The 17044-nt window shown below is 40.9% G+C and carries 13 protein-coding genes and 1 tRNA gene; 9 read left to right on the forward strand and 5 right to left on the reverse strand.

The window, feature by feature from the left end; genetic code table 11:
• Positions 1-214 precede the first annotated feature (214 nt).
• Together C510_RS0111225 and nadA are read right to left on the reverse strand one after the other, a co-directional pair.
• Positions 215-802, reverse strand: coding sequence for an RNA polymerase sigma factor (locus tag C510_RS0111225; protein WP_025892628.1), 588 nt, complete (start codon positions 800-802; stop codon positions 215-217).
• Positions 803-1622: 820 nt separating this feature from the next.
• Positions 1623-2615: a quinolinate synthase NadA gene (gene nadA / locus C510_RS0111230; RefSeq protein ID WP_018711439.1), complete on the reverse strand. Its 993-nt coding sequence runs from the start codon at positions 2613-2615 to the stop codon at positions 1623-1625.
• 452 nt (positions 2616-3067) lie between these two features.
• Between nadA and C510_RS0111235 the strand changes: the two genes are divergently transcribed.
• Complete coding sequence (locus C510_RS0111235; RefSeq protein WP_025892626.1) at positions 3068-3610, forward strand: RNA methyltransferase; 543 nt, start codon at positions 3068-3070, stop codon at positions 3608-3610.
• Positions 3611-3732: 122 nt separating this feature from the next.
• Here C510_RS0111235 and C510_RS0111240 read toward each other — a convergent pair whose 3' ends face one another.
• Positions 3733-4338, reverse strand: a complete 606-nt coding sequence (locus tag C510_RS0111240) for a DUF4294 domain-containing protein (protein WP_018711441.1) — start codon at positions 4336-4338, stop codon at positions 3733-3735.
• 166 nt (positions 4339-4504) lie between these two features.
• On the opposite strand from C510_RS0111240, the gene C510_RS0111245 reads away from it, so the two are divergent.
• Both C510_RS0111245 and C510_RS0111250 read left to right on the forward strand, forming a co-directional pair.
• A complete protein-coding gene (locus C510_RS0111245; protein ID WP_018711442.1) occupies positions 4505-6475 on the forward strand; it encodes a helix-hairpin-helix domain-containing protein in 1971 nt (656 codons plus the stop codon).
• Between the two features lie 70 nt (positions 6476-6545).
• Entirely contained in the window at positions 6546-7325 is a 780-nt protein-coding gene (locus C510_RS0111250; protein WP_022340678.1) for a radical SAM protein, read from the forward strand.
• 86 nt (positions 7326-7411) lie between these two features.
• Here the strand turns inward: C510_RS0111250 and C510_RS0111255 are convergent, their stop codons facing one another.
• Complete coding sequence (locus C510_RS0111255) at positions 7412-9106, reverse strand: SulP family inorganic anion transporter (protein ID WP_022340679.1); 1695 nt, start codon at positions 9104-9106, stop codon at positions 7412-7414.
• Positions 9107-9327: 221 nt separating this feature from the next.
• On the opposite strand from C510_RS0111255, the gene rbr reads away from it, so the two are divergent.
• The 6 genes from rbr (at position 9328) to C510_RS0111290 (ending at position 16250) form a co-directional block, all read left to right on the forward strand.
• On the forward strand, positions 9328-9906 hold the full coding sequence (gene rbr, locus C510_RS0111260) for a rubrerythrin (RefSeq protein WP_018711445.1): 579 nt from the start codon (positions 9328-9330) through the stop codon (positions 9904-9906).
• Positions 9907-10111: 205 nt separating this feature from the next.
• Positions 10112-11395 carry a phosphopyruvate hydratase gene (gene eno, locus C510_RS0111265; protein WP_018711446.1) on the forward strand — a complete coding sequence of 428 codons (1284 nt, stop codon included), beginning with the start codon at positions 10112-10114 and terminating at the stop codon, positions 11393-11395.
• Positions 11396-11658: 263 nt separating this feature from the next.
• Positions 11659-11732: transfer RNA gene (locus tag C510_RS0111270), tRNA-Asp, on the forward strand.
• A 952-nt stretch (positions 11733-12684) separates the two neighbouring features.
• Positions 12685-13371 (forward strand): BACON domain-containing protein, encoded by a 687-nt coding sequence (locus tag C510_RS0111280; protein ID WP_018711448.1) that lies wholly within the window; start codon positions 12685-12687, stop codon positions 13369-13371.
• 6 nt (positions 13372-13377) lie between these two features.
• Positions 13378-13803, forward strand: coding sequence for a hypothetical protein (locus C510_RS17375; protein ID WP_154651982.1), 426 nt, complete (start codon positions 13378-13380; stop codon positions 13801-13803).
• Positions 13804-14924: 1121 nt separating this feature from the next.
• Positions 14925-16250, forward strand: a complete 1326-nt coding sequence (locus tag C510_RS0111290; protein ID WP_025892623.1) for an ATP-binding protein — start codon at positions 14925-14927, stop codon at positions 16248-16250.
• Between the two features lie 87 nt (positions 16251-16337).
• Here the strand turns inward: C510_RS0111290 and C510_RS0111295 are convergent, their stop codons facing one another.
• Positions 16338-16847 carry a flavin reductase gene (locus C510_RS0111295; RefSeq protein WP_018711451.1) on the reverse strand — a complete coding sequence of 170 codons (510 nt, stop codon included), beginning with the start codon at positions 16845-16847 and terminating at the stop codon, positions 16338-16340.
• Between the last annotated feature and the right edge of the window lie 197 nt (positions 16848-17044).

Below are 17044 nucleotides of genomic sequence, written 5' to 3' on the forward strand. Positions count from 1 at the left end.
TACAGACTTTTCCGAAACCTGCAAGTGTTTTACAACACTTTTTTATAACATTTTTATCGAGACATCCCCAAAAGACTGTTTTTCAAAAAGATAAAACGGACAATCAGATGCGGCAGTGTAAAAACTGTAAAAAGATTACACATTATATTATTAAAATACCCCGACAAAAATCAACAGACGAGAACGAATGGACGTTTCAGAAATATGTATGTTGTCAAGGTTGATGAGACTGTAACCATAAATTTTCATCGTACGTAAGTCCCAATTCAATACACAAGTGTTCTAAAGTTACGAGTGTTTTCTTAAATTTTTTGTAGAATGTATTGTAAGGAATTCCTTTCATCTCGGCAATCTGAGTTAAACGGACTCCGTGTTGAAAATGTAATAATAATATTTCACGCTGTGAATCTTCCAAAGCATCTACAGCTTTCCATAAAATTTCATATAATCTTTCACGATGAAGAGTTTCCCCCAAAGAAGGCGATGCCGAAGGTATTCGCTCCAGTTCAATGTCTGAAATCGGCAATTTTTTAGCCCTTTTACGCCTCCAACTAATGATATAGTGATTCACCACTGTATGTAACCAGTACTCAAATTTTCCCTCTTCAGTATAAACCATCTTCGAAAGTTTTTCATAAAGATGGATTATAATTCCAGCTGTCAACTCTTCTCTTTCAGCCTCATTGGATACGGCTCTAATAGCTTTTGCACGAATGTAAGCGCCATATTTTTTCAACAATTCTACCATACAAACATTTATTTCGTTTTTTTGTAAAAACGAACGCATCAATTTCTTTTTCATAGTTTGCCCTTCAAAAAGATGTTATTTAATAATAATTAACTAAAAAACTTCTTGTACCCCAAGAAGATGCCTGAAAGAATCTTGAATAAACGATGTCAGCACAAGGTTTCCCAACCACATTGAATATAGTTCAAGAAACCTGGCTGTATCAACGAAACAGGATTGATTCAGAAAAGGCCATATTATCCAATTGCCGGAATAAATAAAATTCAATCCTTCATGAATTCTACTTATAAGTTTAACAGGTCACGTATACGGAAAAAAATCTGATAATAAAAAACAAAGGGCCAAACACTTGTTATACTATTTCAAAAGAAAATCCAATCTACGCTTTTATAGCACTTAGTAAAACACGCTTGTTTTAAGGCATGTAAAAGTATTAACTTTATGTGAAAAATACAAAATATTCAAAAACTATTTATGTAAAGCATTCCCACTTTTCCATATTCATCACACAATTACACCGATTAGTCAAGTATCTTCATCATTAACAATAAATCATCATAGGGTAAAATCAAGACATTATCAGGAGCAATGGAAACATATAGACATAAAAAAAGGAGTACCGCTGTACTCCAACCTTTGTTAACCTTAAATCTAATACTATGAAAAACACGATGCAAAGGTACGGAATATCTGGATATATGCAAGTAATGGAGCTTAAAAAGCATGTTTTATAACACGTTTTAAGAAAAGCAGTTCGAATGATGGATTTGTTAACAGTTTTCTAACCGTATTTCAATAAAAACAGGCTGCCTGTCGTTCTCATAAGAAAGAATCACAGGCAGCCTGTCCACTGTATAAAAAGTAACTACAGGAATTACAGTCCTAACTTTTCTGAAATTTCCAGCATACGAGTAATCGGACGTATTGCCTTTTCTGCTACTGAAGCTTCCACCTGTACTTCCGGCCATTCATACTTCAGCGTATTGTACAGTTTTTCCAGAGTATTCAAACGCATGAAATTACATTCGTTGCAGGCACAGGTACTGTCTTCCGGAGGAGCCGGTATAAAGTTCTTTTCCGGACACTTGTTACGCATCTCATACAAGATACCACTTTCGGTAGCTACAATGAAATTCTTCTTGTCGCTTGCCATGGCATATTTCAACAGGCCAGCAGTAGAACCTACCTTATCGGCCAATTTGGCTACCGCTCCTTTGCATTCCGGATGTACCAACACCGCAGCATCCGGATATTGTTGCTTCAGTTCGATAATCTTTTCGACCGAGAACCGTTCGTGTACATGACAGGCTCCATCCCACAACAGCATATTACGTCCCGTAATGGAATTGATGTAGTTTCCCAAATTCTTGTCCGGACCGAAGATAATCTTTTGGTCAGCAGGAAAACTTTCTACAATCTGTTTGGCATTGGTAGAAGTAACCACCACATCGGTTACTGCCTTTACAGCAGCACTCGTATTGACGTAAGATATGACGGTATAACCCGGGTGCTCTTTTACAAACTGACTGAAGGTATCTGCCGGACAGCTATCGGCCAATGAACAACCCGCATTCAGATCAGGAATCAGCACCTTTTTGTCCGGACACAGAATCTTGGCAGTTTCACCCATGAAGTGCACACCACACATCACAATGATATCCGCATCGGTTTTAGCTGCCCACTGTGCCAGGGCCAGACTATCCCCGATGAAATCGGCAATTTCCTGGATTTCGTCGGCCTGGTAGAAATGGCCGAGAATCACAGCATTCTTCTCCTTGCACAGACGTTTGATTTCAGCTTTCAAGTCCATGGACTTGTCTACGGGTTCATCAACATACCCTTTTTTAACCCATTCTTCTCGATTCATATTAATTTTATATTTTTTCTTTCTCAAAAAAGAATTTATGATATTGATAATAGCCGGTTAATATTGTTGGTAAAAAGAAAGCAGTTTTCTTGCTCTTTCGGTTATGAATATTTGTCGATAAGATATCAGTTCCTTATCAACATGTTTTTTTCTTGATTATATATGTCTTATCTTCTTTTTGAACAAAATGTTCATACTATGCAAAGTTAACAACTTTCCAGTTATGAGCCGGTATTTTCAGGCTAAAAATATGTTCAAATTGGGAAAGTAAGTTTTGATTCATTTTTTTGGATTGTTGATTCTTAACTGGTTATAGTCTTTTATTTGGAATATCCAACGATTAGTTATCATTTTCTCTACCCACATTGTCTACACCTTTTCAACCGTTTTCAACAAGGTTATGAAGATAGTTCTTATCTTTGTGCACCTAAATGAATCGAGCTATGTCGGAATTGAGAAAACTGAAGATAACAGAGATGAACCGCTTGACGGTAGAAGAATTCAAAGAGGCGGAAAAGCTTCCTTTGGTGGTGGTTTTGGACGAAGTGCGCAGTCTGCATAATATCGGAGCGGTTTTCCGTACTTCTGATGCTTTTCTGGTCAATCGGATTTATTTGTGCGGAATTACTGCTACACCTCCACATCCGGAAATGCACAAGACTGCGTTAGGGGCCGAGAATACAGTAGACTGGACTTATGTAAAACATACGCAAGAGGCTGTAGATGAACTTCATAAGGAAGGATATACAGTGTTAGCCATCGAACAGTGCGAAGGAAGTACTTTATTGAACGATCTGGTACTGGATAAGGATAAGAAATATGCCATTGTCATGGGGAACGAAGTGAAAGGAGTTCAGCAGGAAGTAGTGAATTCATGCGATGGATGCATCGAGATTCCTCAGTATGGTACCAAACATTCCTTGAATGTATCGGTTACGGCAGGTATTGTACTTTGGGAGTTTGCCAATAAACTGATGCAGTTCAGGTTGGGATAAATCCTACATAAGGCGGGTATCTCCACCTATTTCCGGAGGGAATCAAGAGGGGGAATATCCGCCTTGTTGATAACTGTTTGATAAGTTGTTAATTTATTGATTTATATGTATATATAAAGTTATTATAACTGTCCGTTCTCTACGAGAGTCACCACTCTTTCCACCATTTTATCATCATCTTCCGGATCATATTCCTTTTTCAGACTGGCTCCGAAGAGAGCTGCAAAAGTCTGATAGAATCCTGCTTTGAAAGGACCCATAAAAGCTTTTACCAGCTGGTAAGAAGATTGGTTGCATTCCCGGTTCACCAGTTTGATCAATAGTTTTCCTTGCGAAAAGGTCAGTTTCTTCATTCGGGGAGTATATTGTTGTTTCAACCCCTTTTCTACAGCTTTGATGTGTTTGTCGCGAGACTTTTCATCGGGAAGTGTTTCCAGGTATTCGTAGGTCTCGATGACTACGTTTCTGATTTCCTTGGCCAGAGGGAGTGTCTTCTTCACATCTCTCACCAGTTTCCAATAATATTTCTGTTGCCTTTTGTTCTTGAATTTCAGCGTAGGGTAAATATAGATGTTTCTGAGCGTTATACAAGGTATAGTATCTCCTTGGTAGACGCATACAGGTACTTTATAACCACCTTTGGTTGCGGTCTTTTGTTGAGCTGTAGCTGTTGAAAATGTTGTAAAGGCGCACAGCAGTACCAGGAATATGTAGTAGTAACGCTTCATGTTCGCAAAATTAGGAATAATAATGAAGCTATCTACTCTTTGATATAAAATATTAACGTATTTGTTCATTGTTGATAACTGGCTGAATAACATGTGGAAATGTCTATTAATTAATTGGGTATTAATCTGTTGCTTTTTAACACCGGTCTGTGCGCAATCAGAATGGATGGAATGGAACGAACAGGTTTCTTCCGATGAGGAAATGAGGAACTGGACGTTGATGGATGAAGAGTTGCAGGAATTGGCCGAACACCCGTTGAATCTGAACACCGCTACACGGGAGCAATTGGAACAGTTACCTTTTTTATCCGACCAGCTGATAGAAAATATTCTCTACTACCTGTATAAGTATGGAGCGATGCTCAGTATCAACGAACTTTGGGGGGTAGAAGGAATGGATTGGAGGACAAGGCGTTATTTACAGGATTTTGTTTATGTAGGAGAAGTGCCTGCAGATAGGAAACCGGATTGGAGGAAGATATGGACAAGAAATAAACAGGAGTTGTTGACACGGGTAGGGAGGTCGTTGAATCAGAAAGCAGGATATGCCGGATACAGTGCAGAAACCTTGGATAAATATCCGAACCGGAAATACTTGGGAGATGCTTTTTACCACAATATCCGCTATCGGTTCAGTTTTGCCAACCGGTTGTTTTTCAGTTTTTCGGCCGAGAAAGATGCCGGGGAGCCTTTCTTTCGGGGAGTCAATCGGAAAGGATATGATTTTTATGCCGCCTCCTTTCTCTTACAGGACATAGGGCAGTTGAAAACTTTGGTGTTAGGCAATTATCGGGCGAATTTCGGATACGGACTGGTATTGAATACAGGTGCCAGTATGGGACTGGGGACTTCAGTCGCTTCGTTCGGTAGAATGGGAAGCGGTCTGACCAGATTTACATCGACCGCAGAAACCGGTTATCTCCGTGGTATCGGAGGTACATGGCAATGGAACAAACGGTGGAATGTATCGGCCTTTTATTCGTTCCGTAACCTGGATGCACTGGTTGATAACTCTGAAATACGGTCGTTTAAAACTGACGGGATGCATCGGCTTCAGAAAGATTTAGAGAAGAAAAATACAGTTGGCAATCACCTGGTTGGTAGTCATTTATCGTATAACGGCAAATATCTGGAAGCTGGATTAACAGCTGTTTATAACTATTATGATAAACTGTTGAATCCTGTTGAAAAGCTTTATAACCGTTTTGAGCCGAGAGGACGTCAGTTTCTGAACGTCGGTCTGCATTACAAATGGTTTTTAAGCCATCGGTGGATGTGGGCTGGCGAAACGGCCATCGATAGGCAAGGGGCTATTGCTACGCTGAATACCATCCGTTATTCACCGACTGTTCATACTACTTGGATACTTATCAACAGATATTATGACAAACGCTATCATTCGTTGTTGAGCAATGCCTGGGGAGAAAATTCAAAGACCAGTAATGAGGCTGGAATCTGCATAGGACTGGAAACGAAAATCTTACAGTCTGTCAACTTATCGGCTTATGGAGATTTTTTTTATTTTCCCTGGTACCGTTATCAGGTGGACCGCCGGAATACACTGGGAGTTTCAGGTAATATTCAGTTGAGTTATTCACATCCTCATTCACTGGGCGTGTTGATAAGATATGGTATCAAGAATAAGGCGAAGAATCATACTTTATCCGATGAAAGGAAGTACGTATTACCTTATATCCGTCAACGTGTACATGCACAAGTTGCTTATATGCCTTATCCGTTTCTTACTTCCAAGACCGTTGCCGAATTTGTACGTACATCTTATGGAAGCAATGACAAGGGAAACGGCTATGCCTTAGGAGAAACGCTGAAGTTGGCTTCCGAAGATTTTCCGTTACAAGGCAGCATCAGCGGTGTATGGTTCCGGACGGATAATTATGATTCGCGTGTTTATTTGTACGAACCGGGGCTGCTGTATACCTTTTCCATGAATTCCCTGGAAGGAAGGGGGTACAGGATGGCGGTGAATTTACGTTACGATGGTGGAAAACGTTGGATGTTGCAAGCCAAATGGGGATGGACCCATTATTCCGACCGTAACCGTATCAGTTCGGGTACCGAAGAAATTGCGGGAAACAACAAAGCGGATATCCAGTTGCAGTTGCGGGTTAAGTGGTGAGAATCATAACAGGATATACACAGATTTGTTATCTTTGTGGTCGGATTATTATTCATTAATGGATTGTTTTATGGCAACTGTCATTTATCCTTCTCCCATTTTTGGTCCGGTGCATAGCCGCCGGCTGGGAGTGTCATTAGGTATCAATCTGCTTCCGGCAGATGGAAAGTTCTGCACATTCGATTGTATATATTGTGAATGTGGGTATAATAAGGACCATCGTCCGCATGCGAAACTCCCTTCCCGCAAGGAGGTATGCGAGGCGTTGGAAAAGAAGTTGAAAGAAATGCAGGAGAACGGACCGGAACCGAATGTTCTGACGTTTGCGGGTAACGGCGAACCGACTTCCCATCCGGAATTTGCCGGTATCATCGATGATACACTGATGTTGCGTGACCGGTATTTCCCCGAAGCCAAAGTCAGCGTATTGAGTAATGCAACGTTCATTCATAAGCCTGAAGTATTCGCTGCCCTGAATAAGATAGACAATAATATTCTGAAACTGGATACGGTTGACAGCGATTATATCCGGTTGGTGGATTGTCCGACGGGACATTACGATGTCAATCGGATTATTGAGGGAATGAAGGCGTTTCATGGAAATCTGATTGTTCAGAGCATGTTTCTGAAAGGAAAGACCGAAACAGGGGTGGATGTAGACAATACGACCGACCGTTACGTGTTGCCTTGGTTGGATGTAGTGAAAGAAATCGCTCCCCGGCAGGTGATGGTCTATACCATCGACCGCGAGACTCCCGACCATGCCTTACAGAAGGCTACTCATGAAGAACTTGACAGGATTGTAGCTTTGCTGGAGAAAGCCGGTATCAAGGCAAGTGCTTCTTATTGATAATACCGTATAAAACAAAGGCCGTTCCAATTGGAATTTTATTCCCGTTGGAACGGCCTTTATTGTTGATATCCGTGGATAACCTGTTAATTCTTGTTCAGTTCTACAATTTCGCGTCGGGCTACTTCCAGCGCTTCGTTGATGTTGCTACAGATATTTTCCTTACCGAGCAGTTCATAGAAACCTGATTTTTCCAGTACATTGTGCACTTGTGGATTGACACCCGAAAGAATGATATGGATATTTTCCTTTTGGCTCATTTCGCACAGGGTAGTCAGGTTATGGATGCCTGTAGAATCGATGAACGGGACTTTTCTCATACGGATGATACGGATTTTCGGTCTGTCTCCCAGGCTGGCCATGATTTCTTCGAATTTGGTAGCGATACCGAAGAAATACGGACCGTTTATTTCGTATACTTCTACACCGTTAGGTATAATCAGGTGTTCTTCGTGTACCTCCAGGTCGGATTCCTTGTTCGGGTCAATTTCGTCGGTAATGACAGAAATCTGGGTTGTTTCCATGACACGTTTCATGAACAGTACACAGGCGATGACCAATCCCACCTCGATAGCTACGGTCAGATCGAAGATAACAGTCAGGAAAAAAGTAATCAGCAACACCACTACATCTGCCTTCGGATTTTTCAACAGACCTTTGAACACCCGCCATCCGCTCATGTTGTATGATACAATGACCAGTACTCCAGCCAGACAGGCCATCGGAATGTATTTGGCCAGCGGCATCAGGAACAGCAGAATCAGCAACAGGACAATGGCGTGTACGATACCGGCAATGGGCGAGCGTCCGCCGTTGTTGATATTGGTCATTGTACGTGCGATGGCACCGGTAGCCGGAATACCTCCGAAAATCGGAGAAACAAAGTTGGCGATACCCTGAGCCACCAGTTCGGTGTTGGAATCGTGACGGTCGCCGATGACACCGTCGGCTACAGCTGCCGACAACAGAGATTCGATGGCTCCCAGTACGGCGATGGTAATGGCTACCGGGAACAGGTTCTTGATGGCTTCCCAGTCGAGGGCAGGTACAGCAGCGTCAGGAAGTTGGGCTTTGATGCTGAAGCGATCGCCGATGGTATCGATGCAGGTGATGCCTCCGTACATCTTCAGTAAATAGACTCCTACGGTTACCAGGATGATGGCTACCAGAGAGCCGGGAATTTTTTTCGAGAATTTCGGTGTGATGGCGATGATGAAGATACTGATGATGCTTACCAGGAAGTTCCACCAGTTCACGCTATCAAAATGCCGGGCATAGACCAGCCATTTTCCGATGAAATCGCCCGGTACTTTTTCTCCTTGGAAATCGAGTCCGAAAATATCGGCTATCTGTGTCGTGAAGATTGTAACGGCGATACCGCTGGTAAATCCGATGATGATAGGGTAGGGAATGAATTTGATGACGGTACCGAGTTTGAAGATACCTAATAATATAAGCAATACGCCGGCCATCATGGTGGCTACCATCAGTCCTTCTATGCCGTATTGTTGGATGATTCCATAAATGATAACGATGAATGCGCCGGTAGGGCCGCCTATCTGCACTTTGCTTCCTCCCAGAAGCGAAATGATAAAGCCGGCTACGATAGCCGTGATGATGCCTTTTTCCGGGCTAACCCCTGATGCGATACCGAATGCAATGGCCAAAGGCAATGCCACAATACCTACGATGATACCTGCCATCAGGTCTGTGGTCAGGTCAGCTTTCGTATAGCTTCTCAGCATGGTGAATAGTTTTGGCCTAAAATCAAATCCTTTCATGTTGTTGTTTGTTATAAATTATAAAAAATGATGCAAAAGTATGAATTTCATGGAACAAATCACGAAAAATTCTTGTTTTCTTTTTATATTGTAGAAAGATTCTCGGTTTTATACTTAAAGATGGTTAAATAAAAATTGTAATCATTTCAAATTTAAATTATTCTTTTTATCTTTGCAATACGAAAAAGAAATCTAAGTATAATCACTAATAACTAATCATTATGGGAAAGAGCATTAAAGGAACGAGAACAGAAAAGAATTTGGCAACTTCATTTGCAGGTGAATCACAGGCCAGAATGCGTTACACTTACTTTGCAAGTGCCGCAAAGAAAGAAGGTTTCGAACAGATCTCGGCCATTTTTACTGAAACAGCCGACCAGGAAAAGGAACACGCAAAACGTATGTTCAAATGGTTGGAAGGTGGTAAAGTGGAAATCAATGCAAGTTTTCCGGCTGGTGTCATCGGTTCTACCATCGAGAATCTGAAAGCTGCTGCTGAAGGCGAAAACGAAGAATGGTCTATGGATTATCCGAAGTTTGCCGACATCGCTGACGAAGAAGGTTTCCCGGCTATCGCTAAGATGTACCGTGAAATTGCCGTTGCGGAAAAGGGACACGAAGAAAGATACCTGGCATTGGCCAAGAACATCGAAGATGACAAGGTATTCAAGAAAGATGTTGAAGTGGTATGGCAGTGCCGCAATTGTGGTTACCTGTACGTAGGAAAGGAAGCTCCTGAAACTTGCCCGGCATGTCTGCATCCACAGGCTTACTTCGAAGTGAAGAAGACAAATTATTAAACAGAATTAACTGCATAAATTGATTATTGGATAGAGAGGTCTGGTCCGGTGTTACGGATTAGACCTTTTTCTTCTATCTACATGCTATAGAAGGTTCTAATTTAGAATGGATAAAAATACCTAATTTGAGGTATTGTGTTGTGTTTCAGAAATTCAGAACTTTGTCATACAGAAATTAAAAGAATCAACCTAAAACAAGAAAGGTATGAAAATAAAATCAATTATAGGTCGTGAAATCCTTGATTCACGCGGGAATCCTACCGTAGAAGTGGAAGTGAAGTTGGAATCGGGTATCATCGGACGTGCGTCTGTCCCCTCAGGTGCTTCTACCGGCGAACACGAAGCGTTGGAACTTCGTGATAAGGATGCCAGCCGTTACGGTGGAAAAGGAGTGTTGAAAGCGGTTGAAAATGTCAATAAGATCATTGCTCCTGCCTTGGCAGGCTGGTCTGTATTGGAGCAGCGTGCCATCGATAAGAAGATGCTGGAACTGGACGGTACTAAGACGAAATCGAATCTGGGTGCCAATGCCATCTTGGGTGTATCTCTGGCGGTAGCCAAGGCAGCCGCCAATTACTTGAATGTTCCGTTGTACCGGTATATCGGTGGGGTAAATACGTATGTCTTGCCGGTTCCGATGATGAATATCATCAACGGAGGTTCTCATAGCGATGCTCCGATTGCTTTCCAGGAATTCATGATTCGTCCGGTAGGAGCCGCTTCTTTCCGTGAAGGATTACGAATGGGGGCCGAAGTGTTCCATGCGCTGAAGAAAGTGTTGCACGACCGTGGGCTGAGTACCGCGGTAGGCGATGAAGGCGGTTTTGCTCCGGCATTGAACGGAACCGAAGATGCTTTGGAATCTATCCTGGCGGCTATCCAGAAAGCCGGATACGTACCCGGAAAAGATGTAATGATTGGGATGGACTGTGCTTCTTCGGAATTTTACAAGGACGGTATATACGATTATACCATTTTCGAAGGCGAGAAGGGCAAGAAGCGTACTTCGGAAGAACAGATTGCTTATCTGGAGGAATTGATTGGTAAATATCCGATTGATTCCATCGAAGACGGTATGAGTGAAAACGATTGGGAAGGCTGGAAGCAGCTGACGGCCCGTATCGGCGACCGTTGCCAGTTGGTAGGCGATGACCTGTTTGTTACGAATGTAGAGTTCCTGTCGAAGGGTATCGCTACCGGTTGCGCCAATTCCATTCTGATTAAAGTGAATCAGATCGGTTCGTTGAGCGAAACGCTCGATGCCATCGAGATGGCTCACCGCCACGGGTATACTACGGTTACTTCTCACCGTTCGGGTGAAACGGAAGACGCTACCATTGCCGATATTGCGGTAGCTACCAATAGTGGTCAGATCAAGACCGGTTCGTTGAGCCGTTCGGACCGTATGGCGAAATACAACCAGTTGCTTCGCATCGAAGAAGAACTGGGAGATTTGGCGGTATATGGTTACAAACGTATCAAATCATAATTTGCTGTAGTTAGAGAGAAGGTATGAAGCCGGTTTCGGTTTCATACCTTCGTTAAATATAATAAGGTATATCCGGATGGACAAAAATAGGCCGATTGTTTGATGTAAAAAAATATCGGATTTAAACGTGTTGGAAATAAGGATATTAGTAACTAAAATAAATAAAATCTGAAAATTTCTTCTCAATATGTTTGCAGGTTTCAGAAAAATGCCTACCTTTGCAACCGCAATCGAGAGAGAAAGCAGCGAAACAAAAACTTAATGGTGCGTTAGTTCAGTTGGTTAGAATACATGCCTGTCACGCATGGGGTCACGGGTTCGAGTCCCGTACGCACCGCGAAAGCTCTGATTCCTTACAGAATCGGGGCTTTTTTATTTTTGGAGCGGAAACAAATCCGCTAGTTCTTCATAGCAAGTCAAGGGAAAAATCAAGGTTTTAAAAAAAGGTTCATCCGATATTTGGAGTGATTCCTGTCACCTCACATTTAATTATACATAAGTCGATAGTATCCGCTGGAATAACTTTGTTTAGCTTGATAAAGGTTTGATTGTTTCTTATCAACAAGTAGGGACGCACGGCTCGTGCGTCCGGAATGTCGTTCCAATATACACAGGCTCTTGAAAATATTCCGATAGGATGGCAGATATTTCATATACGTATGAGTTGAAATATACCATTGGTTGGAGAAAAAGCGGATGTACGAACCGTGTGTCCTTACATAAAGTAGAACAGGTAATCACATAGATGTAATACCACTTCAATTTCCGAAAAACCTCATATTTTTTATATAGGTTTTAAGATTTTGGTTTTCAGAAATAATCCTCAGACGATATTGTAGGAAGAAGAAAATTGGTATGAAAAGATGGGATTTTAAAAAAAATATGTATTTTTGCATAACCTTGCATTTCATTATTAGAGAATAATTTTGCAAAGAGACTACTTACATAATTAGAAGTGTTTGCTAACGCTTTGTTTTTGGTAGCTTTGAACCTGAGAAACTCAAATGTGTATTACAAAAGCATGGTAAAGGCAGATGCTACGGTGAGGTGTATATTACCATTCCGGCAGTGTGCAAAGGGCTTTATGTCCTTATGCACACTTTTCTGGAAATATATTTATATGCCATAGCGTGGGTATCGCTTTTGTTTGTTTTAATACACGGGTTTTCTCAGGACCTAAAGCAACAGACAAACGGAAGTTAGATGCCCCGCTTTTTTTATGTAATAATTGTTTTTGAAACAACATGTCTGAGTTTGGGCTTCTGGCAGACACAAAAAATTTAGCTTAAATGAAAAACTTGAAAATTTTGACATCTCTGCTGGTAATGGTAGTTACTACAGTAGGGTGGGTTTCATGTACTGGCGATGACAATGATGTAACAAATGAAGCACCTTATTTTGAGGTATCACCTGTTACAATAAATGCTCGTGGTGTTGTTCCTTTTACAGAAACTTTTAAGGTTTGTACCAATCAAGCATGGATTATTACAGAAAAGCCATTATGGATTTCGTTGGATGCTACTGAGGGTATAGGAGATAAAGAAATCGGTATAACAATCACATCATCAGAAAAGAATTATAGAGCGGGTAATATTGTTATTTCATCAGAAGATAAAAAATTTGAAGAGAGTATTGAGATTCAGCAGAATGGGAATACCTTATCAGTTAGTACAGGTGATTATAAAGGTTCTAAAATAACCAAAGGTGTTTTTAAGGGTACAGACAATAAACAATATTCTTATGAACATATCATTACAGTGGAATTTGTCGTTAATGGTTCACATTTAGCTTCAGAATATGGTGTCACGGGTTCTACTATTCAAGGAGCATTATCTGATGGTATACATTCTACAAAAATAAAAGTTTATTCAAATAGAGAATCTACTAGTTTTACGTATAGGGCTTTTGCTACAAGTAAGGCTACAGGAAAAAAAGTATATGGAATAGAAAAAACAATTGTTTCATCTTCAAATTAAAAAAATATGAAAAAAAATCATTTTTCTTTTATCTATTTATTTCTTGCATGTGTATGTTCAGTTTTGGTATTTCTTGCATGCAGTAGTGATAATAATGATGAATTAGCATCGAACATTGATGATCGTTTTGTAGGAACATGGGTAAGGGATGAAAGTGTATCGGGTGTTGTAGAGCAAGTCTACACATTAACTTTGGATAGCGATGGTTCTGCTTCTTATTCATGGTACCGACATTCTAATACGATTGGTAATACCGGTCATGAATCTAATGGAATATGGTATTATGACAAGAATTTGAATCGTATTATTACAGACTGTACAACAAGTGCAACAGGTTCAACTGTTATTTTAGATGTAGTTAGTGTAACTTCAACAACGTTAGTTGTGAAACAAGAAGGTTCTAGTAAAAGTAAAACATATAACAAGCGATAAGTTGAAGCTAAAATATTCGGCTTAAAATTTGTAACGAGCGGTGTTAGCTGGAATTTGAGATTTAGGCTGACACCGTTGTTATTGTAAGAAAGATAAAGCTTGATTTAAAATATACTGATTATCTTTCTGTTTTTATGTATGTATTATTACTTTCTTTTTGCTTTTATTTTACATGTTTCCATTACTGGTAAATTTTAAATCTCGTGCAATCTAGCTTCGTTTTTGTATAAGAAAACGGATGAATATCCGCTTTCCGGTCGGTATATGCGTAAAATATACGTTTCGGATGCGTTGTAACCTCCCAAAACACGAGCAGAAAAAATTTTTTTGACCGCATAAACGGGTCATTCTTCCTAGGAAGGTGGAGGAAAACGCCTAGTCGTTTTGAAATGTCTCTGAAAAATGTCGGTTTCGGTCGGGAAATTTACACGGATTGAAGCGTTTGAAGGAAGAAACCGGTTGGGTGAAAAGAAAGGATGAACGATAAAATAGGGGCCTGAAGATTTACATTTGTAGAAATGTGTGTCAGGATGTATGAACTATGTTGGCTGATTGTGGATAAATGATAGGTCCGGGGTGCCTGAGATTTCTATTTTGCCAGAGAAACTGTATCAGATTCCGGAACGGACGATTCTCAGCTCTTGGAAATATCAGAATGTCATCGGTTGACAAAATGTCAATGGCATTGTCAAAACAAGAAATGGCTGTCGGATGACCATCCGACAGGGCGGAAAAACCTTGTTCACTTGTCAACTGGTCACCTTGTCAACTATAGTACGAATACCGTAAATATCAACAGGCTGGCAGCCAGGACGACGGCAATGATTTTCCAACTTTCGGGGTATTGGGTAAGGCTTTCCTTCTTTTTCATGGTTGTTTGGTTTTGAGTGACGTTTCTATAACGTTTGATACCCCTGTTTGGCTTGCTGCGTTAAGTCTCTTTAGGGAAAAAGGAAAGAATTTCCAGAAGCGTTAACATTGTATATCCCAGATTATCCCCTTCTTTTTTTATTCTTGCCGGAAAATAATCCGAATATAATTCTTATCTTTGTTGAGTAGTAAACTTTACCGTCGTAAACTTTACTGTTATAAAATTTATCAATAACATTAAGATTGAAAAGATGAAGTTTTACAACAGAGAAAAAGAACTTGCCGCATTGGAAAGAGTTCGTCAGATAGCATTTTCCAATCATTCACAAATGACTGTGCTGACAGGTCGGCGTCGAATAGGTAAAACGAGTTTGGTTTTCAAGAGTTGTGAGGGTAGCCCAACTGTTTACTTGTTTGTGAGCCGTAGTAATGAAGCAGATCTCTGTATGCGTTTTACTTCCGAAATACGGTTGTCCCTGGATGTTTATGTCCCTGATTTTACGAGTTTCGGTGAGATGTTTCGTTTTCTGATGGATTTGGGAAAACGCATCAGATTCAATCTGATTATTGATGAATTTCAGGAGTTTTATTACATCAATCAGGAAATATATAGTCTGATGCAAGATGTTTGGGATAGATTCCGGAAGGAAAGCCATGTGAATTTGATTGTAAGCGGTTCCGTCTACACACTTATGAACAGGATATTCAGGGATGCAAAAGAACCTTTGTATGGTCGTGCGGATACCATCATGAAATTGTTTCCTTTCACGACTTCTGTATTGAAAGAAATATTGGCGGATCATAAAGTGGGATATACGAAGGATGATTTGTTGGCATTGTATACTTTTACCGGTGGTGTTCCTAAATACATAGAGTTGTTCATGGACAACGGATGTACGGATATGGAAAGTATGGTCGATTTCATGTTACAGCCGGATTCTTCTTTTCTTACAGAAGGTCAAGCACTTCTGATACAGGAATTCGGTAAGAAATATGGAAATTATTTCTCTATACTATCCGCTATTTCAAATGGTAGGAATACTTTGCCGGAGATGGAGGCAGTGATGGGTGGAATCAGTTTAGGAGGACAACTGAAGCGTTTGGAAGAGGACTATGATCTGGTAAAGAAAAAACGTCCGATACTTTCCAAAGAAAACTCGCAATCAGTCCGTTATGATGTAACGGATATGTTTTTACGGTTTTGGTTCCGTTATTTCATCAAGTATCAAAGTTACATTGAGATACATAACTATGAGCGATTGGCGGATATTATCAAGAAGGACTATCCTACTTTTTCCGGACTTGCTTTGGAAATGTACTTCCGTCAACAGATGATGGAAAGTAAGGATTTCGCTGAAATAGGTTCTTGGTGGCAGGGAAAGAACAATAAGGAACAGGATGAGATTGATATTGTGGGGTTGTATGCTGAAGATAGACGTGCTTTGGTTGCCGAGGTAAAGAGACAATCTAAAAACTTCAAGCCAGAACTTTTCGCTCAAAAAGTCGAGGCCTTGCGCAAGAAAGTTCTCTTCAAGTATGAAATAGAAAGCAGATTGCTTTCGTTAGAAGATATGTAATATCTTGAAGCTGAGTGTGAATAAAGGAAATCCCTTACCTCTCCGGGACGGAAAGATAAGGGAGAAAAGAGTCTGCGGGGAATGAATTTATTCGTTGACCCACACGTGCTGGATTTCCACGATGTACATCTTGTGGAAATTGCCGTGACCTTCGCCATACCATTTATCGATGAGCGAAGCATCCAGGAACTGTTCCGGCTTAATCATGTCGGCATACAGCTTTCTGCATTCCAGGGTCAGACGTGCCTGTTCGTAGGCGATGTTTCCATCCGGTGTAACCTGCGGTTTCAGTCCGGTAGCCGCTACCTTGTCGATGTTCCGGCCCGACTGGGAACCGCATATCTTGTGAATGTCCTTGTGTGCTTCGCCCAGGAAAGAAAGAGTCAGGGTTTCGCCTGCTTCGATGAACTCGTACGTATAGCGCTCCGGGCGGATAAAAATGAAGGCGACGGGTTTTCCCCACAAGATACCGGTACCTCCCCAGCTGGCGGTCATCGTATTGAATTTTTCGGGTGTGCCGGCGGTTACCAGCATCCATTCCTTGCCGATGGCATGGAACATATTGTCTTTTAATTCAGAAACGGTCAGTTCTTTCATACAAATCTGTTTTTAGCATTAATTTCCCGACGAAAATACATAAAATTAGCCGATTCCGGCGATAGCTTTTCATCTTTTATCACCGTGGCCGATAAAAATAGGAGAGGGACAACCCGAAAAATCGTTTTCTTGTTCCCTCTTTTTGACGTATCTTTGTAGCCGTTTCAATGATAACTAAAGAAAGGAAAGACTGTGGC

It is taken from the genome of Phocaeicola barnesiae DSM 18169 = JCM 13652 (assembly GCF_000374585.1).
GTDB lineage: Bacteria > Bacteroidota > Bacteroidia > Bacteroidales > Bacteroidaceae > Phocaeicola > Phocaeicola barnesiae.